Here is a 24,876-nt window from a genome sequence, read left to right on the forward strand (position 1 = left end):
CTTGTTTATTATGAGGATTTATTATGTTTAAAGTTACATACTTTTAAGCATACTTTTCCAAACCTTTTACAAGGATGTTACACGCTTTTTCGATTTCAAGTTCTGTAATCGTCAATGGCGGAGCTACACGCAGGGCCGTTTCACAATGCAGATACCAATCAATCATTACCCCATTCTCAGCACAGTACCTGCTCACATTGTAAACCTGATCAAAAGAGTGCAGTTGAAGACACATCATAAGACCTAATCCGCGAATTTCTTTGATCGCAGGGTGCTTGAGCCTTTCTTTGAATAAAAGAGCTTTTCTCTCTACTTGCTCAACTAAATTTTCTGTTTTGATCACCGCTAAAGAAGCGCGAGCGGCGGCACAGCTCACAGGGTGGCCACCAAAAGTGGTGATGTGCCCCAGCATAGGATTATCTTTAATAACATCCATCACTTCCTTTGCTGCAACAAATGCACCCAAAGGCATACCGCCACCGATGCCTTTGGCGAGCATCAAGATATCGGGGACAATATCAAAATGTTCAAAAGCGAAAAGACGGCCTGTCCGGCCGAAGCCAGTTTGGATCTCATCAAAGATGAGCAAGGTACCAGTTTCATCACAGCGTTTTCTGACGGCTTGCATGTAAGCGATGTCTGGTACCCGAACACCAGCTTCCCCCTGAATAGCTTCGAGTATAATAGCAGCAGTTTTTTCGGTAATCTTTGTTAGGTCTTCCAGCTCATTAAATCTCGATAAAATCTATCTCGGGTAGGAGAGGAGCATACGCTTGACGATACGCGTCGTTTCCAATCAGACTGAGTGCACCCTGTGTGCTGCCATGATAGGCTTTTTTTGCAGCTATAATCTGCCTCCGGCCAGTGTATTTCTTTGCTATTTTCATGGAACCCTCTACCGCTTCAGTCCCGCTGTTAGTGAAGTAAACAGATTGAAAATGAGCAGGGAGTTCAGCAAGTAATTCTGTTGCAAACTGCACTTGAGGAACCTGTACAAATTCACCATAAACGGTAACATGTAAGTATTTATCTAATTGTGAATTTATGGCCTCTAACACTTTTGGATGACGATGGCCTATATTACTGACATTAAATCCGGAGACTAAATCCATGTATTCTTCTCCATTGGGGCCATAAAGGTAAACACCTTCAGCCTTTACCACTTCAACCAATCTAGGGGAGCTAGATGTTTGAGCAGTATTCATTAAAAATAATTCTCTGTTGCTTAACATGATTTTACAAATGTCCGAAAATAAAAAAGAAGTCTTAAAGACTTCTTTTTTATTTTTCAAGATTATTTTCTTCTATTCTGCAGGGATTTGTAAAGATGTTCCCTAAACTCTTGCTCAACTTCGAAAAATTGCGATGCCCGCGCGTTGCCAATCACTTTGGCAAATTTAGCCCGGTATTCCTTTTTGACCTCCACTTCCTTCGCATCGTACTGTAGTATATCTCTCGAACCATTTCTAAAGCTATTTTTAGGAGTACCATTTAACTTTTCTTTTCTGATATCCCAAAGTGTTTGACTATACTCATTATAGAGTGGGAAGAATTGCTGAGCCTCTCTTGGCGTTAAACCTAGTTCTTTAGTAATGTAAGCTATTTTTTCATTTTCTATAGCTTGAAAACGATTTTTGTCTTGCGCAAAGCTCAAGGCAATAGAAAATATACTAAAGAACAATGTTATCCATATGTATTTTTTCTTGAACATCATTATAAGGTATAATTTAGATAATCTTCTATTTCTTGTTTAGATAAATTGCTGCCAAATCCTTTAGTAGGGAGATTAGCTTCATCAGTATATTGGGACATATATATCATATCATCACCAGATGCTGACGCCGCAAGGTAATTAATGATTTCTTGCTTAGGAATTTCAGATAAATGCTGGCTCAGTTGCTCCTCTGTGATACCCTCTGCAGCAACAGCATCTTGTTGTAGATATTGATATCCCCAGTATCCCCCGATACTCAACATGGCTGCAAAAGATGCAGCAACAGCATAACGCGCGTACCATTTTTTCGGCCTGCCTATGCGGTGGACAGGTGTAAAATCTTTTTCAACTTCCTGTACAGCGTTAATAATTCTACCTGAAAGATTCTCAAAATAGTGTTGCGGTACATCAAAATTGGTAGTACCAACAGTTTCTTTTAATTTTTCTTCAGCAATACGCGATAAAATGGTCAATTCTAAGGTTTTCTCATAGTCTACTGGTGCGACGAATCCATCTGTAAGAACTGCATCCTTCAATTCTTGTTCAGCTATCCGTGAGAAAATAGAATTTTCAAGGATGCGGTTGAAATCAGAAGGCACAGCAAAACCATCAGATGAAACTTTTTCTTTCAATTTTTCTTCTGAAATTTGGCTGAGAATAGATGCTGATAGTTCCGAACTATAATTTTCAGGAATTTCGAAACCGTCCACAATGACGTGACTTTTTAAATTATCTTCCGAGATTTTACACATAATGGTCTCCGGAAGGTTGTCAAAATACCCCTCTGGAACCTCAAAGACGGTGTCTTTGCTTTCAACCAATTTGACTTGCGTAATTATTTTTGATTCTAGATCATTGAAATAATTTTCTGGTAAGCCAAATGGATTTTTACGCAACGATGCTGGAAGATTGTTAGGCTCCAGCCCATCATGATATGTGCCATTTTCCTTCATAGTATCTTTTAGAGCCCAATTTAGCCAAAAGGTTTAATCGTTGTTGTTAAAAAAAGCTTCAATTTTTGTTGACGGCCAAATGATAGGAAGCTTTAAGTGCTCCAACACTTGTTCCGAGAACTTCCGAAATCTCTTCATATTTCATGTCTTCAAAATACTTCATATTGAAAACCAATTTCTGTTTCTCCGGCAAGGTCAACAGTGCCTGTTGTAATTTCATTTGAGCCTTGTCGCCGTTGAAGTAGTTTCCATCTGCAAGTGTTTCAGCCAAATAAGCAGTCGTGTCGTCATCCAACGACACGTTCTGCTTTTGTTTTTTCTTATTTAAGAAGGTGATACATTCATTTGTTGCAATGCGATAAAGCCAAGTATATAGTTGCGAGTCTTCTCGAAAGTTTCCAAGATTCCTCCATACTTTCACAAAGATATCCTGCACAACATCGTCCGCATCGTCATGATCGATGACCATTCTTCGCACATGCCAATAAATCTTCTGTTGATATTTCTTCAACAATAAACGGAAAGCTTCTTCTCGCGTACTCTCTTCAGCGAATTTTGCTATAATTAAAGCGTCATCCATATATTGACCTGCGTAGTATTTTTATTTTCTTTTGATTACTTTTTGAGCGGCAGCAACAATAGCCGCTGCATTCAAACCGTATTTCTCCATCAACTGAGCAGGAGTACCTGATTCCCCAAAACTATCATTGACAGCAACATATTCTTGTGGAGTAGGTAACTCCCTTGTTAGCACCTGAGCCACGCTATCACCTAAACCACCAAGACGATTATGCTCTTCTGCCGTCACGACACATTTGGTTTTCGCAACAGATTTCAAAATAGCCTCCTCATCCAAAGGTTTGATGGTATGGATATTGATAATCTCAGCGTTGATACCCAATTCAGCTAATTTCTCACCAGCTTGGATAGCTTCCCATACTAAATGACCTGTAGCAATAATCGTAACATCCGTTCCTTCATTTAATAATACCGCCTTACCAATCACAAATTCCTGATCAGCAGGAGTGAAGTTAGGGACAACAGGACGGCCAAAACGCAAATAAACTGGACCTTCATATTTTGCTGCTGCAATAGTAGCCGCTTTTGTTTGATTAAAATCGCAAGGATTGATTACCGTCATTCCTGGTAGCATTTTCATCAAACCGATATCTTCTAAGATTTGGTGAGTTGCACCATCTTCACCCAATGTCAAACCCGCGTGCGATGCAGCAATTTTTACATTTTTGTCCGAGTATGCAATCGATTGGCGAATTTGATCGTAAACACGGCCAGTAGAAAAATTCGCGAACGTACCCGTGAATGGAATTTTACCGCCAATAGTCAACCCGGCAGCAATACCCATCATATTTGCTTCCGCAATACCAATTTGGAAAAAGCGCTCCGGAAACTCTTTAATAAAATCGTTCATTTTTAACGAACCGATCAAATCGGCACATAATGCAACCACATTTTCATCTTGCTTTCCCGCTTCCAATAAGCCCGCTCCGAATCCTGAACGCGTATCTTTTGACTCTGTATAAGTATATTTTTTCATTCTAGTAATCTCCTAAAGTTTCTGTAAGCTGATTCAACGCCGACGCCAATTGTTCGTCACTTGGAGCAACACCATGCCATTTGTGAGAACCCATCATAAAATCAACACCACTACCCATCTCGGTATGCATTAGGATGATGACAGGTTTACCTTTTCCTGTACGTGATTTAGCTTCCGCCAAACCAGCTACAACAGCGTTCATATCGTTGCCTTTCGCAATTTCCATTACATCCCAGCCGAACGCTTCCCATTTTGCACGAAGATCACCAAGAGATAATACTTGATCCGTAGATCCGTCAATTTGCGCTTTGTTGTAGTCAACAGTAGCGATCAGATTGTCTATTTTGTTGTGTGGTGCATACATTGCAGCTTCCCAGACTTGGCCCTCCTGCAATTCACCATCACCCATTAATACATAAACTAGATTATTGTCTTTATTCAATTTTTTTGCCTGTGCGGCACCAATTGCAACAGATAATCCTTGGCCCAAAGATCCCGAAGCAATACGAATGCCCGGAAGGCCCTCGTGTGTTGTTGGGTGACCCTGAAGTCTGGAATTGATTTTTCTGAACGTTGCTAATTCGCTCACTTCAAAATATCCCGCATGTGCCAATGTACTATAAAATACAGGAGAGATGTGTCCATTTGACAGGAAGAATAGATCTTCTCCTTTTCCATCCATGTCAAAGGAAGGATTGCGTTTCATTGCATTGAAATAAAGCGCCACAAAGTAATCTGTACAACCTAACGAACCACCTGGGTGTCCTGATTGACAAGCGTGTACCATACGTACGATATCACGTCTTACCTGTGATGCAATTTGTTCTAGTTTGATAATATCTGCACTCATTTTTTTTGTTGGTTTCACAATTGGTCGTAAAGTTAACTATTTTTAAGCTAGATGCTTGTTAAAAAATGAATTTATATTGACTTATAACCGAATCTCAAGCCGCTTTAGAAGTATGTTCGCCGGATACCACTCAAAATGCTATTGGAGCCAGGGAGTTTTGCCTACCTGACCAGTATATCGATACGCTGGATATTTTCATGCCTTTTACATGACCGGACATAAAAAAAAGGATTCGGCCATTAGTAGTGCTGAATCCTTTTTTATTATAAATGTGAAGCTAAGATTACATGGCTTCAGCAACAACTTCGGTCACTTCCGGAACCATGCGCTTCAACAATCCTTCAATGCCTGCTTTTAAAGTAATTGTCGATGATGGACAACCACTACAAGAACCCTTTAGTTCAACCGTTACTACACCTTCATTAAATGATTTATAATGTATGGCACCCCCATCTTGTTCAACAGCAGGTCGTACATAGTCGTGTAAAACTTGTTGTATCTTTACTTCAGTTTCGGTACCCTCAAAATTCACTTCTGTGTCGTGGTGTACCGTTTTTACAGCAAGTTCAGACTCTACAGCACCTTTTACAAAATCTTTCAACAAAGCTTCGATGTCTTCCCATTCCGCATCTTCCGTTTTGGTAATAGTGACGAAGTTACTCGCGAAAAATACGCCATTTACAAAATTAAATTTGAACAATTCAAGTGCAAACGGTGAATCTTGTGCTGCCTCTTTATTTGGAAAATCCACACTACCGTTGATCAATAACTTATTGACCAAGAATTTCATGGTAGAAGGGTTGGGTGTAGATTCTGTATATACGTTAATCGTAGCCATGTATTATCTATTTTTTTATTCCAAGCAAATATATATCAAAAGGAGCTTTATTAAGGTCATTTATAAGTAAAAGCTTATAAAGTGACCCCCGTATAGTTAGCAGGACTGATCGCTTTCAGTTCTGCTTTAACTTTATCGGAAACATGGAGCTGATCGACAAACGTCGCTATTGTTTCTTTCGTTACCCGCGTGTTTGTACGTGTAAGATCTTTCAGCGCTTCGTACGGTTTTGGATAGCCTTCTCTTCGTAATATGGTTTGCAATGCTTCGGCAACAACAGCCCAGTTATTTTCAAGGTCATCAGCCAACGCCTGTTCGTTTAATATCAATTTTCGTAAACCTCTCAATGTCGATTTAACGGCAATGAGTGTGTGTGCAAATGGAACACCAATATTACGTAAAACTGTCGAATCTGTTAAATCACGCTGAAGACGTGAAATCGGTAATTTAGCGGAGAGATGCTCGAAAATAGCATTTGCAATGCCCAAATTTCCTTCTGCATTTTCAAAGTCAATGGGGTTGACCTTATGGGGCATAGCAGATGAACCGATCTGTCCGGCAGTGATTTTTTGTTTAAAATAATCCATCGAAATATAAGTCCAGATATCGCGGCATAAGTCGATCAGGATATTGTTTATGCGTTTTAAAGCATCACAGCTCGCCGCAAAGTTATCGTAATGTTCAATTTGCGTTGTGGTTTGTGACCGGTCCAAACCCAAGACATTGTTGACGAAATTATTTCCAAAATTGATCCAATTGGTTTCTGGATAAGCAACCTGATGCGCATTGAAATTACCTGTTGCGCCACCAAATTTGGCAGAATATGGTACTTGATTGAGTAGTTGTAACTGTCGCTCTATTCGTTCAATAAAAACATAAAATTCTTTGCCCAATCGAGTTGGAGATGCAGGCTGTCCATGGGTACGGGCCAGCATCGGAATGCCTGACCATGACGTCGCTAATGATTTTAATTCATGAAGCAACTCCTCAATCGCTGGCGAGTAGCTCTCTTTTATAGCTTCTTTCCAAGAAAGCGGAATAGCTGTGTTATTGATATCTTGGGATGTTAAACCAAAATGAATAAATTCAAGGTAGTCTTGTAATCCTAATTTTTCAAATTGGTCTTTCAGAAAATATTCAACGGCTTTAACATCATGGTTCGTAACTTTCTCTGTGTTTTTGATCCAAACAGCATCTTCCTCAGAAAAATTTCTATAAATATCACGCAATTTCTCATTTAGACTTTTGTCAAATTGTTGCAATTGTGCAATACCTGATTCACCTAATGCAATAAAATATTCCACTTCCACGCGTACGCGATATTTTATTAAAGCAAATTCAGAAAAAAATGCTGAAAGTTCATGAGTGTTATTGTAATAGCGTCCGTCGATAGGAGTAACTGCTGTTAAAGATGATAAAGCCATAGATTGAATGATTTTTTGGCAAAGGTAAAAAAATGCTTGGAGCTTAGCAATTTAATTGGCGCAGATATAAAAAAAGCCTCCTTGGTGAAGGAAGCTTTTTTATCAAGTCTAAATTCTATTTCAGAAAATTAGTGAGCAGCTTTAGTTGAATCAACTTTAGACTCAGCTGAATCTACAGCTGATTTTGCTGAATCTACAGCAGTTTTTGCTGAATCCAATTGTGTGTTAGCTGAATCTAAAGCAACATTAGCTGAATCAGTAGCAGCGTCAGTTGTTTTACCAGTTTCACCACATGATGCGAAAGCTAATGTTAAAGCTAAACCTAAGAAACCGAATTTGAATGCGTTTTTCATTTTATTAAAATTAAATATTTTTAAATCTTGTTATTTAGGGGTTAATACCGATAAATTAAAAAGGTAACCCCAGATTTTTCTCTTTTTGAAAAAAGAAAGACCTTTTGTTAAAAAAGGCCTTCCAAAAGCGTTATTCAGTCCTAAATTATTTTTTAGTAGCAGCTGAATCAACTTTAGCAGCAGCAGAATCAACTTTAACAGCAGCTGAATCTACGTGGTTAGCAGCTGAATCTAAAGTGTTAGCAGCTGAATCAACTAAAGCAGAAGCTGAATCTGCAGAACCTTCAGCTTTTTTCTCTGAATTGTTACAAGATGCAAAAGCTACAGTTAAAGCTAAACCTAAGAAACCGAATTTTAATGCGTTTTTCATTTTCTAATTTTCTAATTTAAATTGAAATAATTTTCTTTTTCATCTGTTAATACACGTAACCAAAAAAGGTAACCCAAAAAATACATTTTTTTAAAAAATTTATATAATAGATTGTTTTTCAGTTGTTTAATTTATTTAAAATAAAATGTTATCCCACAAGTCTCGGCTTGTGTCATCCTTTAGCTTAACAAGGGCTAAGAAAGGGTGATCGTTGTGCCGTTCTTGTGTGTTTGTTGTGCTGAGCTTGTGTGAACTTATTTTTAGCCAATCTGGGGATAAGATGGTACTGATAACAAACAATTTTCGATTATTTTGCTTATTTTAAGAAGTAAACGCTTTAAAGAAATTGCAATATGTTTGATAAAGTAAAGAATATAATGGATTTGGCAAAATCAATAGACTTTGGCAAATTGGAAGAAATATCGAAAAAAGTGGATTTGGGCGCAGTAATGGATGCTGTATCAAAAATGGATGATAAGCAGCTTCATGGTTTGATGAAAATGCTGAATGCTGGAAAGCAAAAGCGAGAATTGCCTCCTATCAATGGTGATTTCTATGCGATGGACAGTAAATTAAACGATACTGACCGCGCTTTACAATTGAAGGTGAGAGAATTTATGGAGACCGAAGTCAAACCAATAGTCAATAAATATTGGTTGAGAGATGAATTTCCTTTTGAAATCGTACCCAAACTTGCGGCTTTAAATATTTGTGGCTATACATACAATGGATATGGATGTATGGGCGGAAGTTCCTTGATGGAAGGAATTATAGCGGCTGAGATAGCACGTGTGGATGCTTCAGTAGCAACTTTCTTTGGCGTACAAAGTGGTTTGGCAATGGGGTCAATCTATCTTTGCGGATCTGAAGAACAAAAGCAAGAGTGGTTGCCCAAGATGCAACAGATGCAGGTGATAGGTGCGTTTGGATTAACAGAACCTGAAGTGGGCTCGGGAGCTGCAGGCGGACTGACGACAACTTGTAGAAAAACAACAGAAGGTTGGATTTTGAATGGTCAGAAAAAATGGATCGGAAATTCTACTTTTTCCGATATTACAATTATATGGGCTAGGGATCTCGAGGATGGAGAAGTCAAAGGTTTTATTGTAAGGAAGGATAACCCAGGTTTTTCTGTCGAAAAGATCAAAGATAAGATGGCATTGCGTATTGTGCAGAATGGCCTCATTACTTTAAATCATTGTATCATTCCTGAAAGTGACCGTTTACAAAAGGCAGACTCCTTTAAAGATACAGGTAAGGTTCTTCAGATGACGCGGGCCGGGGTCGCCTGGATGGCTGTGGGCTGTGCTAGAGGAGCCTATGAAAATGCATTGGATTATACCCGAAAAAGGAAGCAGTTTGGTAAGCCAATCGCCTCTTTTCAGCTTATTCAGAATCACCTGGTTGAAATGTTGTCCAATTTGACCGCTATGCAAACGCTAGTCTTTAGGCTATCTGAACTTCAGGATAAAGGTGAGCTAAGAGATGAACATGCTTCGCTGGCAAAAGTGTTCTGCTCTTTGCGTACGAGAGATATTGTTTCCAAAGCCCGTGAAGTGATGGGGGGCAATGGCATTTTGTTAGAGTATAATGTCGCGCGATTTCTGGCGGATGCAGAAGCAATTTATTCCTATGAGGGTACAAAGGAGATTAATTCCCTCATTGTTGGTCGAAGTATAACTGGATTTAGTGCTTTCGTGTAGCTGCTTTCCGGCTAACTTTTCGTTTCTTGATGTCGAGAATTACTAAAAAGGACTTTGTTAAACAACAAAGCCCTTTTTAGCTGAATTAAACGCAAACCGAACTTGACTATTTGCGTTTAAACCGCATCATGGCGATATCGCCCATGATAAATGTTAGGGTATTCTCGCTGATACTGTATGTGTTCACCTTTTCTAAGGTAGAGAAAAAAGTTGCTTCGCCATTCCCTTCGCAAGCCATTTTTGTTGACATAATTGGGCCGAAATTAATACTATTACCATTGGTTTTAAACGTCATATTATAGTTGTTACAGCTACTATTGCCATTTACCTTTCTGCTGACCGCGTCAAATATCATTGTTGGTTTACGGTCGGGATATAGACCATCGAAAGCAATGCGTGCGCCCGATATATAATCAAGCTCCCAAGTTCCAGAAAGCTGCTGCTTGTCGTCCTGGATCAACTTAAATTTGCCAATGGAGCCATTTTAGCTTTGTTCAGACTAAGAATACCATTGTTGACAGTGTAATTATCTGCAGCGATCAAGTTTTTTGACAGCGCTTGTTCGATAGACATATCCGGACAGGCCATCATAGTTGACATTCCCTGAGCAAATTTAATTTTTCCATTTTTTGATATTACCAAATCTCCTCCGATACCATTGCAGCCCCCACTTGCACTGTAGCGTTTTTCTTCCAGTTGCAGGTAGGGCATTTTACCGTTGATTTGATCCGCTACGGCCTGACCATTGATTTCAATTAATTGCCACTTTTTTCCAACGACAGCTGATGTCGAACTGTTTTCACTTTGATCAGTCGACTTCTTGTTGACGACAGAACAACTACCAAGACCAATACTTAAGATGGCCAATATTGCGAAGTTTTTAAAGTTCATATTTTAAATTTTAACCTATTAACATCCCTTTTAACGTTTGGTTTGGCAAAGTGCTACAAAAGTTTACAAACAAATAAGGCTTCCAATCTGGAAGCCTTATTTATCAATCGAATAAATGTTACTATTTATTTTTATTTTGTTGTGCCTGCTGTTGAGCACGCATCATTTCTTCCATTTTAGCCTGGAAACTTGATTTTTTTTCTGCTTTTGGATTCTTTTTGTTCTCCTCCAATTTAGCTAGTATTTTCTCATCGTTCACCATGGTGCGGATTACCAATTGCGTCAAGAATGTAAATAAAGCACTCAAGAAGTAATAGTAATTCAAACCAGCAGGGAAGCTGTTCAACACAAAGAAGAAAATCAACGGCATGATATAGCCCATGTATTTCATTTGACCTGTAGCGCCTGATGTAGCATTGTTATACCAAGTGGTCAACAACGTTGTTAACGTCATCAAGATACACATCAAAGAAATGTGGTTAAACGATCCAAAGATGGGAGCAAATGTGAATAATGTATCATAGGTTGACATGTCCTTCATAAACAAGAAACTCTGTCCTCTCAATTCAAACAAATTTGGGAAGAAATAGAAGAATGCAATTGTAAAAGGCATTTGTAATACGAGGGGAAGGCATCCACCAAGAGGATTGACACCGACCTGTTTGTACAATTTCATTTGCTCCTGTTGCATCAACATTTGGTTGTCTTCGCCGACTTTTGCTTTGATCTCGTCCAGCTGCGGTTTTAATACGCGCATTTTGGCCATAGAAACATAAGATTTGTAGGTCATTGGCGAAAGGATCAATTTCAACATCAGTGTCAATAAGAGTATAACGATACCGTAGCTCATATGGAAACCATCCAGGAAGTTGAATACCGGTACCGTAATCCATTGGTTGATCCAACGCATAGGGCCCCAGCCCATATTGATGATCGATTGATAATCATTACCCTCCGCTTTCAGCACATTGTATTGGTTGGGACCAAAGAAGAAGTTCAACGAATAGCTATTGTCCTTATGGTTATCAAATGCTAATTCCGCGTTCGTATTGTAAAACTTGATGACATCCGATTCAGTCGCATGTTTTACATCCACTTTAGCATTCACAAAACCATCTTTGGCGTTCAAGATACTAGAAAAGTAATGTTGCTTAAAAGCAATCCATTCCACTTTTTTCTCCAATGCTTCATCAGCGTCTTTTGATTCTGAAAGATGATCTACCTTATTGTCTTCTTTATAGTAAAGAGTAGATTTTTGTCTTTCAGACTCTATATTTTGTTCCTTCTGTCTTAACGTGGTATTCCAGTTAAGGGTCAACGTTTTTTGACTTTGTGGAACTAAATTCTGTATCCCTTTTGTATGGATGTCCAGCGCTACATTATAACCTTTGCCGGCAATAGAGTATATATATTCAATGTATTGGTCGTCATTGTAATTTAGTCTGAATTTTACCGATTGTTTTCCTTCACCAGAAATTTGAATATCCGAAGATTCTGTATTGAAGTACAAATCGTTTGTTGCCACGTTTTGACCCGCTGCATTAAACAGAAAACCAAATTTATTGTCCTCACCTTCAAAAAGCATCAACGGTTTTCCATTGAAATTCTTTTCACCTTTTAGTTCGACAGATTTAACTTTGCCGCCTTTCGTGCTGATCTTGGCAATGATTTTCTCATTTTCAATCGTGATGACTTTTTCGGTTCCAAATTTTGTGGCACCAAAAGGCTTTCTCAGTTCCGCCGAATCAGCAATCACTGCTGTTTGTGCTGTTTTGGCTTTCGCGGTAGAGTCACTTTCAGCAGGAAGTCCTTTTTCTGCACGCGCTTTAGCCTCTTGTCGCGCTTGTTCTTGTTTGATTTCTGATTCTGAAGGCTTCATCAGGTAAAATGAACCAGTGATGATAGCAAACATCAGGACCAAACCAATTAGGGTATTTCTATCCATTTTTAATAATTAAACTTAATTAATTGTATCCTTCTATTACTACTTTGATTTCTTGTTTGCCAAAGCAGCGGCTACAAAGCTAACAAAAAGTGGGTGAGGATTTGCAACTGTTGACTTTAATTCTGGATGAAATTGTCCGGCAACGAAAAATGGATGGTTTTTCAGTTCCACAATTTCTACCAATCCAGTCTCTGGATTGAAGCCTGAAGCAATCATTCCGGCCGCTTCATATTGCTTCAAATAGTCGTTGTTAAATTCATAACGGTGACGGTGTCTTTCAGAAATTTTTGTTTTGCCATAGATTGCAAAGGCTTTCGTTCCTTTTTTAATTTCACAATCGTAAGCGCCCAAACGCATGGTACCACCCATATCGGTGATGTTTTTTTGCTCCTCCATCAGATTGATAACCGGATTAGTCGTGTTGGCATCCATCTCAAAACTGTTGGCATCTTTCAGTCCCAATACATTTCTTCCGAATTCAATTACCGAACATTGCATCCCTAAACAGATCCCAAAGAAAGGAATATTATTTTCACGAACGTATTGGATAGCATTTAACTTACCATCCAGACCACGTTCACCGAATCCTGGAGCAACCAAAACGCCGTCCATTCCTTTTAGCTTTTCAGCAACATTTTCTTTTGTAACACTTTCGGCGGCAATGTAACTCACCTTTACTTTACACTCATTTGTAGCGCCTGCATGGATAAACCCTTCGGTAATGGATTTATACGCATCTGGAAGTTCAACATATTTACCAATCAATGCAATATTAATTTCATTTGTCGGGTTTTTAAGCTTACCTAAAAAGTTTTTCCAGTTGTCTAGATCAGGCTCATTTTTGTTGGAAAGTTTCAGTTTTGTTAATGCTGTTTTATCCAAGTTTTCCTTCAGCATCAGTAAAGGCACATCGTAAATTGTTGAGGCATCGATGGATTCGACTACTGCATTGATATTGACATTACAGAATTGTGCTAATTTTTTACGGATTTCCTGAGATAATTTATGTTCTGTGCGACAAACCAGGATATCAGGTTGTACCCCATATTCCAATAAAGTTTTAACAGAATGTTGAGTAGGTTTTGTTTTCAGCTCGCCAGCAGCAGCCAGGTATGGAACCAAAGTCAAATGGATAACCAACGAATTATTGGCTCCCAATTCCCAACGGAGTTGTCTTACTGCTTCCACGAAGGGTAAAGACTCAATATCACCAACTGTACCACCTAATTCGGTGATCACAATATCATATTGACCAGACTCTCCCAGCAACTGCATTCTGCGTTTTATCTCATCTGTGATATGCGGAATGACTTGAACGGTTTTTCCTAAATATGCACCTTCACGTTCCTGTTGGATAACGTGTTGATAGATGCGGCCTGTTGTGACATTGTTTGCTTGTGAGGTAGGGACATTCAAGAAACGCTCGTAATGACCCAAATCAAGGTCAGTTTCGGCGCCATCTTCAGTCACATAACATTCACCATGTTCATATGGATTTAGTGTTCCTGGATCAATGTTAATGTAAGGGTCAAATTTTTGAATGGTAACTTTATAGCCACGCGCTTGGAGAAGTTTAGCAAGGGAGGCAGCAATAATACCTTTCCCCAACGACGAAGTAACGCCGCCCGTAACAAAAATATATTTAGTCATAACAATTAAAGGATTTTCAATTTTATGTGGTCAAAATGACCAATAATAGTTGCTTTATGTACGGGATACAAAGGTAGCAATTATTATTAAAAATTAGCATTGAAGATTGCTCTAATAATTAAATTAAAAATAAATATTACCTCGGCTATCTATAGTTGTCTTTAATGTAGGCTTTGTTTTTGACTTGATTTCAACACGATAGAAATTATTACTATTTGAAAATATGATGTCATATTTTTTCCGCTCACTCAAAATTTCAGGATATAGTTTGCTCAATTCCAAAATAGACGTCGCATAGCGTTTTTTATCGTTTCTAAAGATTTGTTGTAAATAAGAAATATTCCAGGCCATTTTTTCAAGAGATAAGAATTGCTCATCGATAAATAGCTGATTGGAACTATCGATAAATTTGATATGTCCCCATCGTTCAGGATAATGCATATTAACAAGCCCAATAGGAGACCATACCCAGTTCTCCTCGGCAAGAGTCTTTCCAGTATCGTCTTTTTTCTTGCTATAAGTTGTTCCCGTATTCTCATAAAGCCATTGAACGCGGGAGAAATTTATCTTCCAGATCTCATTGGCCTTAATCTGATCTCCTTCGCCAAAGTATTTCAGACTCTTAACCGGTATTTTCATTTCCACTGTCCAATATTCATCTTTATCTTTTGGGTTGTTGATTGTTCCTGAATGATAAACGGCACTTTCAATATCTTTTGTGTCCCAATTTAGATTAGCCCTACCACCAAAGCGATACGGTTTAGTCATCAAAAGATCCATGACCGTATTTAAAGCATTTACTTCAATCTCTATATATTCCGGAGATAGTAAATTTGGTTTAATAAAAACCTCAAAGTCATTGTCATGATAAATGATGGTGTCCTTTTGTTTTAAATATCCTTTAATATGAGGCTCTTCAAGCTTAGCAAATAAATATAGGTTTTCTTTGTCCCAAAGCATCTTGACTTTTGTTTCCAATATGGGATGAGGTTTTTGCGCTCCCTCAATATCCTTGAATGAATCTGTCCATACGGCCTTAGACCACGAATCTTCACTGTCTTTGCCATCTATAATAATAGCATCTGTTATTGGCTGCACATAATACACTTGAGGCTGCGGCTGTAGTTGAAGAAATTCTTTCATATTCCGCTGTGCGAAAGCAAAGTTCGGATAGATAATAAAAATAAGGATAAAAGCGATAGTTCTCATCGATATATAGTTTAATTATATTCGTGCCAAAAATAAAGTGGAGATAATACGGTATTAAAAGTAAGTAAAATGTTTTAGCGCGGCAAAAAGAGCAGGCTATTTTAAAGAGCAAGCTATAATTATCCTAAATTTATTACAGAAGGAAGTTGGTAATGTGGCTTGGGGATTAAAAAGGAAATCTATAGTCCATAAAAAAAGGCTTTGAATGATTTCAAAGCCTTTTTTTATGCCGTGGTAGTCGTAATTAGATTCTTTTCGATTTAATACGAGCAGCTTTACCAGTAAGGCCGCGTAAATAGAATAATTTCGCGCGACGAACTTTACCGTAGCTGTTTACTACAATTTTTTCAATGTTTGGTGAGTTTACAGGGAAAATACGTTCAACACCTACACCGTTTGAGATTTTACGAACGGTAAAAGTAGCGTTAGCACCTTCGCTGTTTAATTGAATTACTACACCTTGGTACACCTGTACACGCTCTTTATTTCCTTCGCGAATTTTATAATGAACGCTGATGGTATCTCCAGCTTTAAAAGCGGGAATTTCATTCTTTACTACCGCTTGTTCTTCTACAAATTTTACTAAATCCATGATTTCGAGTAATTATTAACGATTTATATCCTGTAAAAATCGGAATGCAATATTACGACTTATTTTCTGAATATAAAAATACTTTTTTAAAAAACTATTGACTGATATTCAAATCGGATGCAAAGATATGAAAATGAATTGGATAATTTAAAGATATTTTGAATATTCCTTTGTCAGTTATTTAGGCGGGGTTTTCGACAAGGAAAGGCTAGAGAATATATTATTCCTGTAAAAATAGTATGCAATTAATCAGTTGGTTAGTGATTATTTTTTGGTTGACTGTTGACAAAGTCAAAAAATGATTAGATATTTGTGGCACACAAAACAAAGGTGATACCTTTTCGGGGTGTAGCGTAGCCCGGTATCGCGCCACATTTGGGATGTGGAGGTCGTAGGTTCGAATCCTGCCACCCCGACTTAAAAGCTCGACATTCGTCGAGCTTTTTTTGTTTTGTCTATTATTCGTCTCGTAAACTATTTACAGGATGGATCATACCGAAAGTTTGGGGGGGAATCATTTTTAAGCATACAATTTCATTACCCTGTATAGGAAAAATGTGGTGTCTCTTACGCCGCGGAATACGCTCCTGAAAGCTTTGAGTTTTGCATTGAAGGACTCTGCGGGTGCATTGGTGCTTCTGTTGTCGAAGTAGTGGAGAATGTATTGATGATGCGCTGCAATGGATCTTGCGACACTCTCGAATGAAGCAATACCCGCGTTCTCAACCTGGTTGTGCCACAATCCTAACTTTGTGAAAGCAACTTTTTTATCGCTGCATTTATTGAAGATATCACCTAAGGCAATTCCAAGATCATAAGCCTGTTTTAACTTGGGGAACCTGATAAACAGCAGTTCTGCACGGCGTTTTTGGCTTTCTGACCATCGGCTTGAATGCTGGAACAGCAGGTATCTCGATCTAGCTAATAGCTGTTTGAGCGTATCACCATTAGGTAACAACTCGGGCTCATATGGAATACCTCGTTTTCGCAATTCCATTATTTTCTTGCTTTCTGCATCCAAGACTTCCCATCGATATTTGATACGGAGTTCCTGCACGGCATCATATGCAAGCTTTTGGACATGGAAGCGATCGACTACACGTCTAGCATTCCTGAAACATCTACGGATTGCCTTAGCCATGTTCGGCGCCATATCCATGGTCACTTCTTTTACCTTATTCCTTGAGCGCAGGGGAATCCGTTCAAGAACAGTGATAATATCTTCGGCCTTTGTTCCCTTGATAGTTGCCAGAATAGTCCCTTTTCGGCCTTTAGCCGACTTACCGCTTATGATCGTGTAAAGTTCACCGTTACTAAAGCTGGTCTCATCAATGCTTAGCTGTTCGGAGATGTTTTCTGCAAACAATGTTCAGCTCTCGGCATGCGCCTTCTGGTTCCAGTCATGGAAATCACTGAGATGGTTCCTTGTATTGATCCTGTAGCTGCTTACCGTCCATCTGGAAGAATAATCCTACCAGTTGGGCACTTACAGGATGGTTATCCAAATATCTTCTTTAAAAAAAGCCCGAATTCCGTAGTCATTCGAGCACCCTCACGTACTAGGTTCCAATTTCTTGTGATGATCTCTCCGGTATCAAGGACTGTCCATCGACGGCGGCGGATATGTAGCGTAACTTTCTGACCTCGAATGGGAAAGTCTGAAATCTCAGTGGAAGGAATGAAGCCCTTTGACTCCAACTTGCTGTTCTCATAGCCTGTCGGTGCAATATTAAGCTCATCTAAATAAATGTGGAGCTGGTTGTCAACCTGATCGACTGCTAAAATCTGAAAGTATTCCAAAAGCCCTTCGGGCATCAATAGAGACAGTAATTTACGTTCCGCTTCTTCCAAGAGATATCTGTATTAAAAGTGCTAAACTAAGAAATTTTTGACATTCCCCCCAAACTTTCAACTTGATCCGATATGACAATTTGCAAATATTGTATGATAATCTAATTTAGCTTTACAAATCCGTGGTTAAATCTTATGCTATCTTCAGGGGGGATTGAGAACAGTGACGATGCATCGTTCTATTTTCCTTTACTTTTTCCGCTGTTTGTTAAGAGATGGATTATAGTGGCTCGGTAAACTGTAAAATATCATTAGGTTATTTCTAAAGGTAGTTTTGAACGTTCTTTATCAAGTTAATAAATTTGAAAAAAGGAATAACATTCTCAAGCTTTTGCTACTTTGTAATTAGCCTAAAAAAAGTAATTCCCCATGAACTTTATATCTGTAGGTCGTTAGGTTAAGCTGTTATTGAAATTCTCTAAACTTCTAATAATGAATGAGTCTCAATCTACATAAATCCAATATATAACCGTGTTTTAAATTCGATGTGTACATTTCAGACTTCCATCTACAGGTGTAAGCTGTAAATAGAAGGTCGAAAATGTTTAGAAATTTGGAAGATTTATTCAAACAATAGCTCTATTGGAATAAACGCCTATTATTATAAGTCTTAATTGCATCCTTAGAACTACGTCTTTTTCAAAAACGGTACTATTAAACCCAACAGAATGAGTATAGCTAATGAAGAAAATGATACAAATAGCAATGTGGTTCCTGCAAAGTATAACTTGTGCGCTGCACGGAGAAATAGCCCACTAATGAGCCCTGTGACCGCAAGAATTAGTAGGACGTTTTTAATTCTTTTTAATTTTTTTTTCAGTATTAAGATCATCGTGATAAAATCAATTAAGTGGTGTGAAAGTGACTTGTGCGGTTGCTATTTTTGTATAGTGTAAATATTTTACGTTAACTTTAGCAAGCCATGTTTTAGAATAAACGACAACACTTCCTACAGTCACCCGTTCAATAAAAATATAAAAACCATAAATAGTAAATTGCTGTCTAAGCCCTGATATGTAAGCGTTTTTTGGTTCTACCGAATAATCAAGTCCAGGAAAATATTCTTCGCCAAAAGTTAGGTCCATTGAGCCTAATAGGGGGGTACCTGTGCCCTGAAAAGCCACATTTACGGTAAGCAAATACGGAAAATATCTTCCCTCTGCAAGGCCTGGAAATTTCAAATACCAGGTTCTAAAACCATCTTCGCCGCCAAATCGATCGTGCCAAGTATCTGTAAGTTCTGACTTATTTCCAGTTGTCATTTTCAGCTGTTTGTTTTCAATCTTCGATGTAGCAAGCTTTAAAGTGTCAACAAAGGTTGAAGCCTTTAAAGTGTCAGCAAAGGTTGAAGCAGTAGCAATATATCTTTGAGCTTCTTGAATTGTATTAAAATTCCTTGTTATTACTGGTATATTTTTTTCTTCAGGTTGGAGATTTTTTTCGAGAGAAGTCTCTTTGGAACAGCTACTAAAAACAGCCACCGAAAGGGCTAATAAATTGACAACTACACAAGCGTGCAGCTTTAAAGTTGAAAGTGTTATAAATTTCATGTGTTATTGATTTAGGGTAAATATAGTAATTTTATTATACGGTAAATATAGTAATTTTATTATAAATCATAGCAACTATGAAATTTCTATTTATCAAATATAGATAATACTGGTTAAGCTATGAATAATATTTTAATCTACAGACTTTTAAAGATATTGATTTCGGTCAGTTCCAAAAAAATGCCAAATGAATAAATATCTAGTAGTGAATAAATTACATTTTTTTTATAATTTAAGTGTTTGTATATGAACACCTGATGTTCATATCCGAACATGTAAGGTGCGCAAATAAAACAGAATTATGTGAGAGGTGCTGTGAATAGAAAAAGCAGCTGCGAGTAAAAATATATCGCAATGAAACAATAGGTTAGTTCAATTTTGTAGTTTTTCATTTGCAAATAAATTGTAATAAGCGTATATTTGTGCACACAAAACAAAGGTGATACCTTTTCGGGGTGTAGCGTAGCCCGGTATCGCGCCACATTTGGGATGTGGAGGTCGTAGGTTCGAATCCTGCCACCCCGACTACAAAAAGCTCTAACGAAAGTTAGGGCTTTTTTTGTGTCGGGTCAGAGTGACGATCTCGTGTCTTTAAGATACGCTATTGCTCGATCTGTAGCAGATTTAACCGGTCCTGCCTTCCAAAATAGCACTATTTTAATCGTTTGCTCTTGTATTTATTCTAGACAAATTAGAGGATGTAATATTTGTTTTTATATCAAAATTGATTGGGGCGTTAAATCTTTTGTAAATTATTTTACAATAAATCAGTTTGTTAAGTGTTTTGTGAAGAATATTCTTGAAAGATATCCATATTTAATGTACTTTTGTGCCACACAAAACAAAGGTGATACCTTTTTCGGGGTGTAGCGTAGCCCGGTATCGCGCCACATTTGGGATGTGGAGGTCGTAGGTTCGAATCCTGCCACCCCGACTAAAAAAGCTCTAACGAAAGTTAGGGCTTTTTTTGTTTCCGGGAAGAATGCGAACCTACGACCTTTAAGATATTAGGAGGTTCGATCCGTAGCCGTAACTTACATTAAAGTAACGCAAGACCAGTAAATTCTATGGATTTGCTATTTTTTTAATCTCATAAAACCCCAAAGAATAGCAATGCAAATATGGACCCTTTAAAATACAATAATTTGTTTATCTATTTTAGTGTTGTTTAATGCTGTTTGACTTTGTTTATAATATACCCGCAAAGGATAGAATGTCAGAGCAGGTCGGGTTCCAAATTTTAGATTGCTATCAGGAGTTGATCCGAAAACGTCAGCGCGTAACTGTAGAGGCTGCTCATGTAACGGGCATTTTGATCGTTTAATGAAGTAAAAATAGACGTTTTAATGAACGTGATTAAAAAACATCATAGTTTATTTTAATTCGATTACTCACAGGAACAGCTACACAAGTCAAGATTAGACCTTGTTGAACGTGAGTTTCGGAAAGGACAAAATTCCTCTTTAAACGTACTTCGCCCTCTTCTAATTTGCATACACAAGTACCACAATTTCCTCTACAGCAAGAGTGAGGAACATCAATTCCAGCGTAAAGTAGCGCATCTAATAAAAGCATGCTATTATTCCAATTAATATGTTTTGTTTTTCCGTTAAGAGTAATAGTAACTGTCACTTGGTTGGGGTCTGCAATAGCATTTGTTAATTCGTTAGACTTAGTTTCATTATTCATATCAGATACATACATTTTTAAAGTATAAATATAAAGCCCGCTAAGGTATTCCTTTCGGGCTTTATGGCTAATTACTTAAGATCTTCTATAGAAGCACCAAAGTTAATGTGCAATACATTTCCGCTAGACAATACCAATGCCGGAACAGATTGCACTCCTTTCTTTTCTGCATCAATAATTTTTGTTTTGTCTTCGCCCAAATGGATAACCTCCACCTGATTTTCAGGTATAAGTTTTAAAATGTCCTTTTCTGCACTTACACAAACGGGACAACCTGCATGATAAAAAATGACTTTGTTCATTTTATTCTATTTTTAATTGTTAATACTGATAAACTTTACTTTTTATACCTAAAAGTATTGAGTCCAATTCTGCTATTTCATTCTTAATAATCTCTTCATCCGTTAATTTCCAATTGCTCATGGGGATTATCATAACTGCTGTTTTCGTTAAGTGTCACCAAGACGAGAACACAAATTAGGTTATTAGAAATCTCTTCCTTCTTCTTCACGCAAGGCAACCCCTAAGTTTTGGAGTTGGGGAGCATTTTCGCAGGCAATATATTTAGCATGCTCTGTTTCGCTCAGGTTTTGATGTTGATGCCAAGCCCAAGAAGGAATATAAACAGCGTCGCCAGCTTCCCATTCTACGATCTCATCTTCCACTTTTGTCCAACCTTTACCCGCTATGACATACAGTACGGTTTCATAAGTATGGCGGTGCAGATGTGTTTTCTGCCCAGGTAACAAACCTCCAATGGTCATACTAACATTTTTGCTGGGTAAGTCTACAAAAAAGACAGGGTGCTTTCTTTCTTCGGAAAATTGGTCATGGACACCTGCATTTTCAACATTTTTGTGAATAACGTGGGATGGCTTTACAAATGTCGGCCTCGCGAAAGTTTGATGGAAATCTTTAGAGCTGAATTGTTTTTGCTTCGCGTAAATCGGCTTTTTGACTTCTGTTTCTCCTTCTAGTTTTGACATAGCTAATAATATTTAATTGTTATTTGCACTGCTGCATCACAAATATAGCTCAACTTTGGACTGCTTTTATGATGCAGTTTTTGAAATTTTAGGTAGTCCAGTTTCTGTGCAAGATGAAGTTATTTATAGTGCTATAAAAAGTACACCAGAAAATTTATCGAAAAATCGCCCATACGATAATCGTATTGTTTCAGTCATTTTTAAATTGATGATGCTTTCTATGTGAGTACGTTCATCTCCAATTTAAAGGTATACGTCTTTATAGAATTTATATTCTAATCGAATTTATAAGTTTTTACTGCTTGGACTATTTAAAATTCTCCAAACTGTGTCAGTTCGACCGTCCAAAGGTTCAGTATTTTTGTAGAATCTTAAAGGTTTTTTTGAGCTATTTGATTACAGGCGATTTATATGTGAAGGTTTGAGGAGTACTGACTGAATTTACAACAAAATTAATAGACAATGATTGAAGATGACATCTTATTTGGATTAATAGAAAACGAGAACAGGAGACAGCATGATGGTATTGAGTTAATAGCTTCAGAAAATTATGTGAGTAATCAAGTTTTGAGAGCAGCGGGCTCCATTTTGACTAACAAATATGCAGAAGGATATCCTTCTAAAAGATATTATGGCGGTTGTGAATACGTAGATCAAATCGAAAGACTTGCGATTGATAGGGTGAAAAAGATATTCGATGTAGAATATGTCAATGTACAACCCCATTCGGGATCTCAAGCAAATGCCGCAGTTTTTGCAGCTTGCCTAAATCCTGGCGATAAAATATTGGGCTTTAACTTATCTCATGGAGGTCATTTAACACATGGCTCATCTGTAAATTTTTCAGGAAAAATTTACGAACCATATGATTACGGTGTTAATTCGGATACTGAAATGATTGATTATGACCAAATATTACAGGTAGCAAAAAAGGTAAAGCCACATATGATCATTGCAGGTGCCACTGCATATTCAAGAGATATTAACTTTAAGAAGTTTAGAGAAATAGCCGATTCCGTAGATGCATTGCTACTAGCTGATATTTCCCACCCAGCTGGTCTCATTGCTAAAGGGCTGCATAGTAATCCTGTTCCTTACTGTCATGTAATTACCACAACTACACATAAGACTCTTCGTGGTCCTAGAGGAGGAATGATAATGGTTGGAAAGGATTATGAATACAATAAGGGAACCGGGCGTCCAAAACTGATGTCGTCGCGATTAGATTCTTCCGTATTTCCCGGAATACAAGGTGGCCCTTTAATGCACATTATAGCAGCAAAGGCAGCAGCTTTTGGAGAGATTTTAACGGATGAATTTTCTTTATATGCCAATCAAATAATAAAAAATGCCAAAGTGTTAGCGGATTGTTTTATAAAAAGAGGGTATAAGATAGTCTCTAATGGTACCGATAATCACTTGATGTTATTGGATCTTTCGAATAAAAATATTTCGGGTAAAGATGCTGAAAAACAGCTTGGACGTGCTGGTATAACAGTTAATAAAAATATGATTCCATTTGATAGCAAATCAGCATTTGTAACTTCAGGAATAAGAATAGGAACATCTGCATTGACAACTAGGGGGTTAGTTGAAAATGATATGATACAAATTGTGGATTACATGGATGAAGTTATCAGTAGTCCCTATCATACACCAACCCTTAATCGAATAAAGGATAGAGTTTTAAACTTTATGGCTGATAGACCACTATTTGTATAGTTTGTAAACACTTATAATTTAAGATGTTGAGATATAAGTCAAATTTAAATATCTATGATGCTGATATGTCTTTCTATGACTTTGATCTATGTATAAAATGTAAATCAAATGAATAAAAACCTATCTACAATAATGACAATTCAAAGTCAACTTGCGTATGGTTATGCAGGTAATAATTTAGCAATCTTGGCGATGCAACTAAATGGTTTTGATCCTATTCAGATTCCAACAGTATTTTACTCCAACCACTTAGAATATGATGTCGTAAAAGGTATTAAAATGAATGGTTATTTCCTCAAACAAATTTTATGTGGTATTCTAAAGAATAACCTTTTGGCGGATGAAAGCTATATCGTGAGTGGCTTTTGTAATAGCATATCGGTGGTGGAATTTATCGCAGATGTCGTTAAGTCTTATAAAAAAAATAGTCATGTTAAATATATTTATGATCCAGCATTTGGTGACTTTCGAGCTGGAGGTTTGTATAATGCTAAAGAAGTGGTGTCGGTGGCTTTGAAAGAACTGATACCAATTGCTGATATTATAACACCCAACCAATACGAATTAGAATATATATTAGGCATTAAGATTGTCAACCCTGAGACGCTATTGCATGTCATAAAAAACCATACTGAGCTCAGTTCAAAAATTATTATAATAACAAGTGTGAATTTTGACAATACACCAAATGACAGAATTGATGTAGTATTGTATTCTCAATATACACTTAAAATATTTTATACACCAAAGATTAATATTGATTTAGTTGGTTGTGGTGACTTATTTACAGCTTTACTCGTATGCCAGTTAAAGTTGAACGGCAGTAATATAGATAAGGCAATAGAATGTGTAAATAAATACATCCATCAGGTAATGCTATTTATTTATACTAATAATATGAGTGGTTTTACAGCGCAAGTATTATTGAAGTATAGGAGTATTCTTTATGAAGAGCAGCAGCTTGAAGAGGTATTTGACGAGCCGAGAAATAATAATAAACACTGAATTCCGTATCGGTATATTGTACTGCC

26 protein-coding genes and 3 tRNA genes are annotated in these 24,876 nt (G+C 37.5%); 6 read left to right on the forward strand and 23 right to left on the reverse strand.

The features are described from left to right. Positions 1 to 43: 43 nt before the first annotated feature. The 11 genes from QE382_RS05455 to QE382_RS05505 form a co-directional block, all read right to left on the reverse strand. Entirely contained in the window at positions 44 to 745 is a 702-nt protein-coding gene (locus QE382_RS05455; RefSeq protein WP_307188015.1) for an aspartate aminotransferase family protein, read from the reverse strand. Then, positions 729 to 1,232 carry an aminotransferase class III-fold pyridoxal phosphate-dependent enzyme gene (locus QE382_RS05460; RefSeq protein ID WP_307185003.1) on the reverse strand — a complete coding sequence of 168 codons (504 nt, stop codon included), beginning with the start codon at positions 1,230 to 1,232 and terminating at the stop codon, positions 729 to 731. The genes QE382_RS05455 and QE382_RS05460 overlap by 17 nt, the downstream gene beginning before the upstream one ends. A 62-nt stretch (positions 1,233 to 1,294) precedes the next feature. Further along, positions 1,295 to 1,714, reverse strand: a complete 420-nt coding sequence (locus QE382_RS05465) for a hypothetical protein (protein WP_307185004.1) — start codon at positions 1,712 to 1,714, stop codon at positions 1,295 to 1,297. After that, positions 1,714 to 2,667: a hypothetical protein gene (locus QE382_RS05470; RefSeq protein ID WP_307185005.1), complete on the reverse strand. Its 954-nt coding sequence runs from the start codon at positions 2,665 to 2,667 to the stop codon at positions 1,714 to 1,716. The genes QE382_RS05465 and QE382_RS05470 overlap by 1 nt, the downstream gene beginning before the upstream one ends. A gap of 58 nt (positions 2,668 to 2,725) precedes the next feature. Continuing rightward, positions 2,726 to 3,247 (reverse strand): RNA polymerase sigma factor, encoded by a 522-nt coding sequence (locus QE382_RS05475; RefSeq protein ID WP_307185006.1) that lies wholly within the window; start codon positions 3,245 to 3,247, stop codon positions 2,726 to 2,728. A 21-nt stretch (positions 3,248 to 3,268) separates the two neighbouring features. Further along, the gene (locus QE382_RS05480; protein WP_307185007.1) at positions 3,269 to 4,222 is read right to left on the reverse strand and encodes a transketolase family protein; all 954 of its coding nucleotides are present in this window, start codon (positions 4,220 to 4,222) and stop codon (positions 3,269 to 3,271) included. Position 4,223: 1 nt separating this feature from the next. After that, positions 4,224 to 5,072: a transketolase gene (locus QE382_RS05485; protein WP_293888839.1), complete on the reverse strand. Its 849-nt coding sequence runs from the start codon at positions 5,070 to 5,072 to the stop codon at positions 4,224 to 4,226. 283 nt (positions 5,073 to 5,355) lie between these two features. After that, entirely contained in the window at positions 5,356 to 5,910 is a 555-nt protein-coding gene (locus QE382_RS05490; protein WP_209581510.1) for a NifU family protein, read from the reverse strand. A gap of 74 nt (positions 5,911 to 5,984) precedes the next feature. Beyond that, positions 5,985 to 7,334 carry an adenylosuccinate lyase gene (gene purB, locus QE382_RS05495; protein WP_307185008.1) on the reverse strand — a complete coding sequence of 450 codons (1,350 nt, stop codon included), beginning with the start codon at positions 7,332 to 7,334 and terminating at the stop codon, positions 5,985 to 5,987. Positions 7,335 to 7,462: 128 nt separating this feature from the next. Further along, positions 7,463 to 7,687: a hypothetical protein gene (locus tag QE382_RS05500; protein ID WP_293881943.1), complete on the reverse strand. Its 225-nt coding sequence runs from the start codon at positions 7,685 to 7,687 to the stop codon at positions 7,463 to 7,465. A gap of 145 nt (positions 7,688 to 7,832) precedes the next feature. After that, the gene (locus tag QE382_RS05505) at positions 7,833 to 8,057 is read right to left on the reverse strand and encodes a PG1828 family lipoprotein (RefSeq protein WP_307185009.1); all 225 of its coding nucleotides are present in this window, start codon (positions 8,055 to 8,057) and stop codon (positions 7,833 to 7,835) included. Positions 8,058 to 8,410: 353 nt separating this feature from the next. On the opposite strand from QE382_RS05505, the gene QE382_RS05510 reads away from it, so the two are divergent. Next, positions 8,411 to 9,760 (forward strand): acyl-CoA dehydrogenase family protein, encoded by a 1,350-nt coding sequence (locus tag QE382_RS05510; RefSeq protein WP_307185010.1) that lies wholly within the window; start codon positions 8,411 to 8,413, stop codon positions 9,758 to 9,760. A gap of 106 nt (positions 9,761 to 9,866) precedes the next feature. Here the strand turns inward: QE382_RS05510 and QE382_RS05515 are convergent, their stop codons facing one another. The 6 genes from QE382_RS05515 to rplS all read right to left on the reverse strand — a co-directional run bounded on the left by QE382_RS05515 (position 9,867) and on the right by rplS (position 16,047). Further along, positions 9,867 to 10,220: an META domain-containing protein gene (locus tag QE382_RS05515; RefSeq protein WP_307185011.1), complete on the reverse strand. Its 354-nt coding sequence runs from the start codon at positions 10,218 to 10,220 to the stop codon at positions 9,867 to 9,869. Further along, positions 10,217 to 10,651: an META domain-containing protein gene (locus QE382_RS05520; protein WP_307185012.1), complete on the reverse strand. Its 435-nt coding sequence runs from the start codon at positions 10,649 to 10,651 to the stop codon at positions 10,217 to 10,219. Before QE382_RS05520 ends, QE382_RS05515 begins: the two co-directional genes overlap by 4 nt. A 121-nt stretch (positions 10,652 to 10,772) precedes the next feature. Beyond that, on the reverse strand, positions 10,773 to 12,596 hold the full coding sequence (gene yidC, locus QE382_RS05525; RefSeq protein ID WP_307185013.1) for a membrane protein insertase YidC: 1,824 nt from the start codon (positions 12,594 to 12,596) through the stop codon (positions 10,773 to 10,775). 39 nt (positions 12,597 to 12,635) lie between these two features. Next, complete coding sequence (pyrG, locus tag QE382_RS05530; RefSeq protein WP_307185014.1) at positions 12,636 to 14,246, reverse strand: CTP synthase; 1,611 nt, start codon at positions 14,244 to 14,246, stop codon at positions 12,636 to 12,638. A 123-nt stretch (positions 14,247 to 14,369) separates the two neighbouring features. Further along, positions 14,370 to 15,455, reverse strand: coding sequence for a carbohydrate-binding family 9-like protein (locus QE382_RS05535; RefSeq protein WP_307185015.1), 1,086 nt, complete (start codon positions 15,453 to 15,455; stop codon positions 14,370 to 14,372). 244 nt (positions 15,456 to 15,699) lie between these two features. Beyond that, positions 15,700 to 16,047, reverse strand: a complete 348-nt coding sequence (gene rplS, locus QE382_RS05540; protein ID WP_209581561.1) for a 50S ribosomal protein L19 — start codon at positions 16,045 to 16,047, stop codon at positions 15,700 to 15,702. A gap of 342 nt (positions 16,048 to 16,389) precedes the next feature. On the opposite strand from rplS, the gene QE382_RS05545 reads away from it, so the two are divergent. Next, positions 16,390 to 16,463: transfer RNA gene (locus QE382_RS05545), tRNA-Pro, on the forward strand. Positions 16,464 to 16,567: 104 nt separating this feature from the next. Here QE382_RS05545 and QE382_RS05550 read toward each other — a convergent pair. The 3 genes from QE382_RS05550 to QE382_RS05560 all read right to left on the reverse strand — a co-directional run bounded on the left by QE382_RS05550 (position 16,568) and on the right by QE382_RS05560 (position 19,448). After that, positions 16,568 to 17,413 carry an ISAon1 family transposase gene (locus QE382_RS05550; protein ID WP_307185016.1) on the reverse strand — a complete coding sequence of 282 codons (846 nt, stop codon included), beginning with the start codon at positions 17,411 to 17,413 and terminating at the stop codon, positions 16,568 to 16,570. Positions 17,414 to 17,544: 131 nt separating this feature from the next. Next, on the reverse strand, positions 17,545 to 17,898 hold the full coding sequence (locus tag QE382_RS05555) for an ISAon1 family transposase N-terminal region protein (protein ID WP_307184523.1): 354 nt from the start codon (positions 17,896 to 17,898) through the stop codon (positions 17,545 to 17,547). Positions 17,899 to 18,740: 842 nt separating this feature from the next. Then, on the reverse strand, positions 18,741 to 19,448 hold the full coding sequence (locus tag QE382_RS05560) for a hypothetical protein (RefSeq protein WP_307185017.1): 708 nt from the start codon (positions 19,446 to 19,448) through the stop codon (positions 18,741 to 18,743). A gap of 451 nt (positions 19,449 to 19,899) precedes the next feature. Between QE382_RS05560 and QE382_RS05565 the strand changes: the two genes are divergently transcribed. Both QE382_RS05565 and QE382_RS05570 read left to right on the forward strand, forming a co-directional pair. Next, positions 19,900 to 19,973, forward strand: a tRNA-Pro gene (locus tag QE382_RS05565). Positions 19,974 to 20,308: 335 nt separating this feature from the next. Then, positions 20,309 to 20,382: transfer RNA gene (locus QE382_RS05570), tRNA-Pro, on the forward strand. 422 nt (positions 20,383 to 20,804) lie between these two features. Here the strand turns inward: QE382_RS05570 and QE382_RS05575 are convergent. From QE382_RS05575 to QE382_RS05585, 3 genes are all read right to left on the reverse strand, one after another. Then, complete coding sequence (locus QE382_RS05575) at positions 20,805 to 21,137, reverse strand: 2Fe-2S iron-sulfur cluster-binding protein (RefSeq protein WP_307185018.1); 333 nt, start codon at positions 21,135 to 21,137, stop codon at positions 20,805 to 20,807. Between the two features lie 71 nt (positions 21,138 to 21,208). Then, the gene (locus QE382_RS05580) at positions 21,209 to 21,439 is read right to left on the reverse strand and encodes a thioredoxin domain-containing protein (RefSeq protein WP_307185019.1); all 231 of its coding nucleotides are present in this window, start codon (positions 21,437 to 21,439) and stop codon (positions 21,209 to 21,211) included. Positions 21,440 to 21,622: 183 nt separating this feature from the next. Next, positions 21,623 to 22,123, reverse strand: coding sequence for a cupin domain-containing protein (locus tag QE382_RS05585; protein ID WP_307185020.1), 501 nt, complete (start codon positions 22,121 to 22,123; stop codon positions 21,623 to 21,625). A 462-nt stretch (positions 22,124 to 22,585) separates the two neighbouring features. Here QE382_RS05585 and glyA point away from each other — a divergent pair, with 462 nt between their 5' ends. Together glyA and pdxY are read left to right on the forward strand one after the other, a co-directional pair. Continuing rightward, positions 22,586 to 23,845: a serine hydroxymethyltransferase gene (gene glyA / locus QE382_RS05590; protein WP_307185021.1), complete on the forward strand. Its 1,260-nt coding sequence runs from the start codon at positions 22,586 to 22,588 to the stop codon at positions 23,843 to 23,845. Between the two features lie 108 nt (positions 23,846 to 23,953). Continuing rightward, entirely contained in the window at positions 23,954 to 24,850 is an 897-nt protein-coding gene (pdxY, locus tag QE382_RS05595) for a pyridoxal kinase (RefSeq protein WP_307185022.1), read from the forward strand. Positions 24,851 to 24,876 lie beyond the last annotated feature (26 nt).

The sequence above is a fragment of the Sphingobacterium zeae genome (assembly GCF_030818895.1).
GTDB classification, from domain to species: domain Bacteria; phylum Bacteroidota; class Bacteroidia; order Sphingobacteriales; family Sphingobacteriaceae; genus Sphingobacterium; species Sphingobacterium zeae.

What these genes read in the sequence shown, in the direction of transcription:
- pdxY (WP_307185022.1), top strand. Translation starts at nt 23,954, where the DNA reads ATGAATAAAAACCTATCTACAATAATGACAATTCAAAGTCAACTTGCG.
- QE382_RS05480 (WP_307185007.1), bottom strand. Translation starts at nt 4,222, where the DNA reads ATGAAAAAATATACTTATACAGAGTCAAAAGATACGCGTTCAGGATTC.
- QE382_RS05505 (WP_307185009.1), bottom strand. Translation starts at nt 8,057, where the DNA reads ATGAAAAACGCATTAAAATTCGGTTTCTTAGGTTTAGCTTTAACTGTA.
- QE382_RS05580 (WP_307185019.1), bottom strand. Translation starts at nt 21,439, where the DNA reads ATGAACAAAGTCATTTTTTATCATGCAGGTTGTCCCGTTTGTGTAAGT.
- QE382_RS05575 (WP_307185018.1), bottom strand. Translation starts at nt 21,137, where the DNA reads ATGAATAATGAAACTAAGTCTAACGAATTAACAAATGCTATTGCAGAC.
- QE382_RS05560 (WP_307185017.1), bottom strand. Translation starts at nt 19,448, where the DNA reads ATGAAATTTATAACACTTTCAACTTTAAAGCTGCACGCTTGTGTAGTT.
- QE382_RS05460 (WP_307185003.1), bottom strand. Translation starts at nt 1,232, where the DNA reads ATGTTAAGCAACAGAGAATTATTTTTAATGAATACTGCTCAAACATCT.
- QE382_RS05510 (WP_307185010.1), top strand. Translation starts at nt 8,411, where the DNA reads ATGTTTGATAAAGTAAAGAATATAATGGATTTGGCAAAATCAATAGAC.
- purB (WP_307185008.1), bottom strand. Translation starts at nt 7,334, where the DNA reads ATGGCTTTATCATCTTTAACAGCAGTTACTCCTATCGACGGACGCTAT.
- QE382_RS05490 (WP_209581510.1), bottom strand. Translation starts at nt 5,910, where the DNA reads ATGGCTACGATTAACGTATATACAGAATCTACACCCAACCCTTCTACC.
- QE382_RS05585 (WP_307185020.1), bottom strand. Translation starts at nt 22,123, where the DNA reads ATGTCAAAACTAGAAGGAGAAACAGAAGTCAAAAAGCCGATTTACGCG.
- QE382_RS05470 (WP_307185005.1), bottom strand. Translation starts at nt 2,667, where the DNA reads ATGAAGGAAAATGGCACATATCATGATGGGCTGGAGCCTAACAATCTT.
- QE382_RS05520 (WP_307185012.1), bottom strand. Translation starts at nt 10,651, where the DNA reads ATGAACTTTAAAAACTTCGCAATATTGGCCATCTTAAGTATTGGTCTT.
- yidC (WP_307185013.1), bottom strand. Translation starts at nt 12,596, where the DNA reads ATGGATAGAAATACCCTAATTGGTTTGGTCCTGATGTTTGCTATCATC.
- QE382_RS05475 (WP_307185006.1), bottom strand. Translation starts at nt 3,247, where the DNA reads ATGGATGACGCTTTAATTATAGCAAAATTCGCTGAAGAGAGTACGCGA.
- QE382_RS05465 (WP_307185004.1), bottom strand. Translation starts at nt 1,714, where the DNA reads ATGATGTTCAAGAAAAAATACATATGGATAACATTGTTCTTTAGTATA.
- glyA (WP_307185021.1), top strand. Translation starts at nt 22,586, where the DNA reads ATGATTGAAGATGACATCTTATTTGGATTAATAGAAAACGAGAACAGG.
- pyrG (WP_307185014.1), bottom strand. Translation starts at nt 14,246, where the DNA reads ATGACTAAATATATTTTTGTTACGGGCGGCGTTACTTCGTCGTTGGGG.
- QE382_RS05535 (WP_307185015.1), bottom strand. Translation starts at nt 15,455, where the DNA reads ATGAGAACTATCGCTTTTATCCTTATTTTTATTATCTATCCGAACTTT.
- QE382_RS05500 (WP_293881943.1), bottom strand. Translation starts at nt 7,687, where the DNA reads ATGAAAAACGCATTCAAATTCGGTTTCTTAGGTTTAGCTTTAACATTA.
- QE382_RS05485 (WP_293888839.1), bottom strand. Translation starts at nt 5,072, where the DNA reads ATGAGTGCAGATATTATCAAACTAGAACAAATTGCATCACAGGTAAGA.
- rplS (WP_209581561.1), bottom strand. Translation starts at nt 16,047, where the DNA reads ATGGATTTAGTAAAATTTGTAGAAGAACAAGCGGTAGTAAAGAATGAA.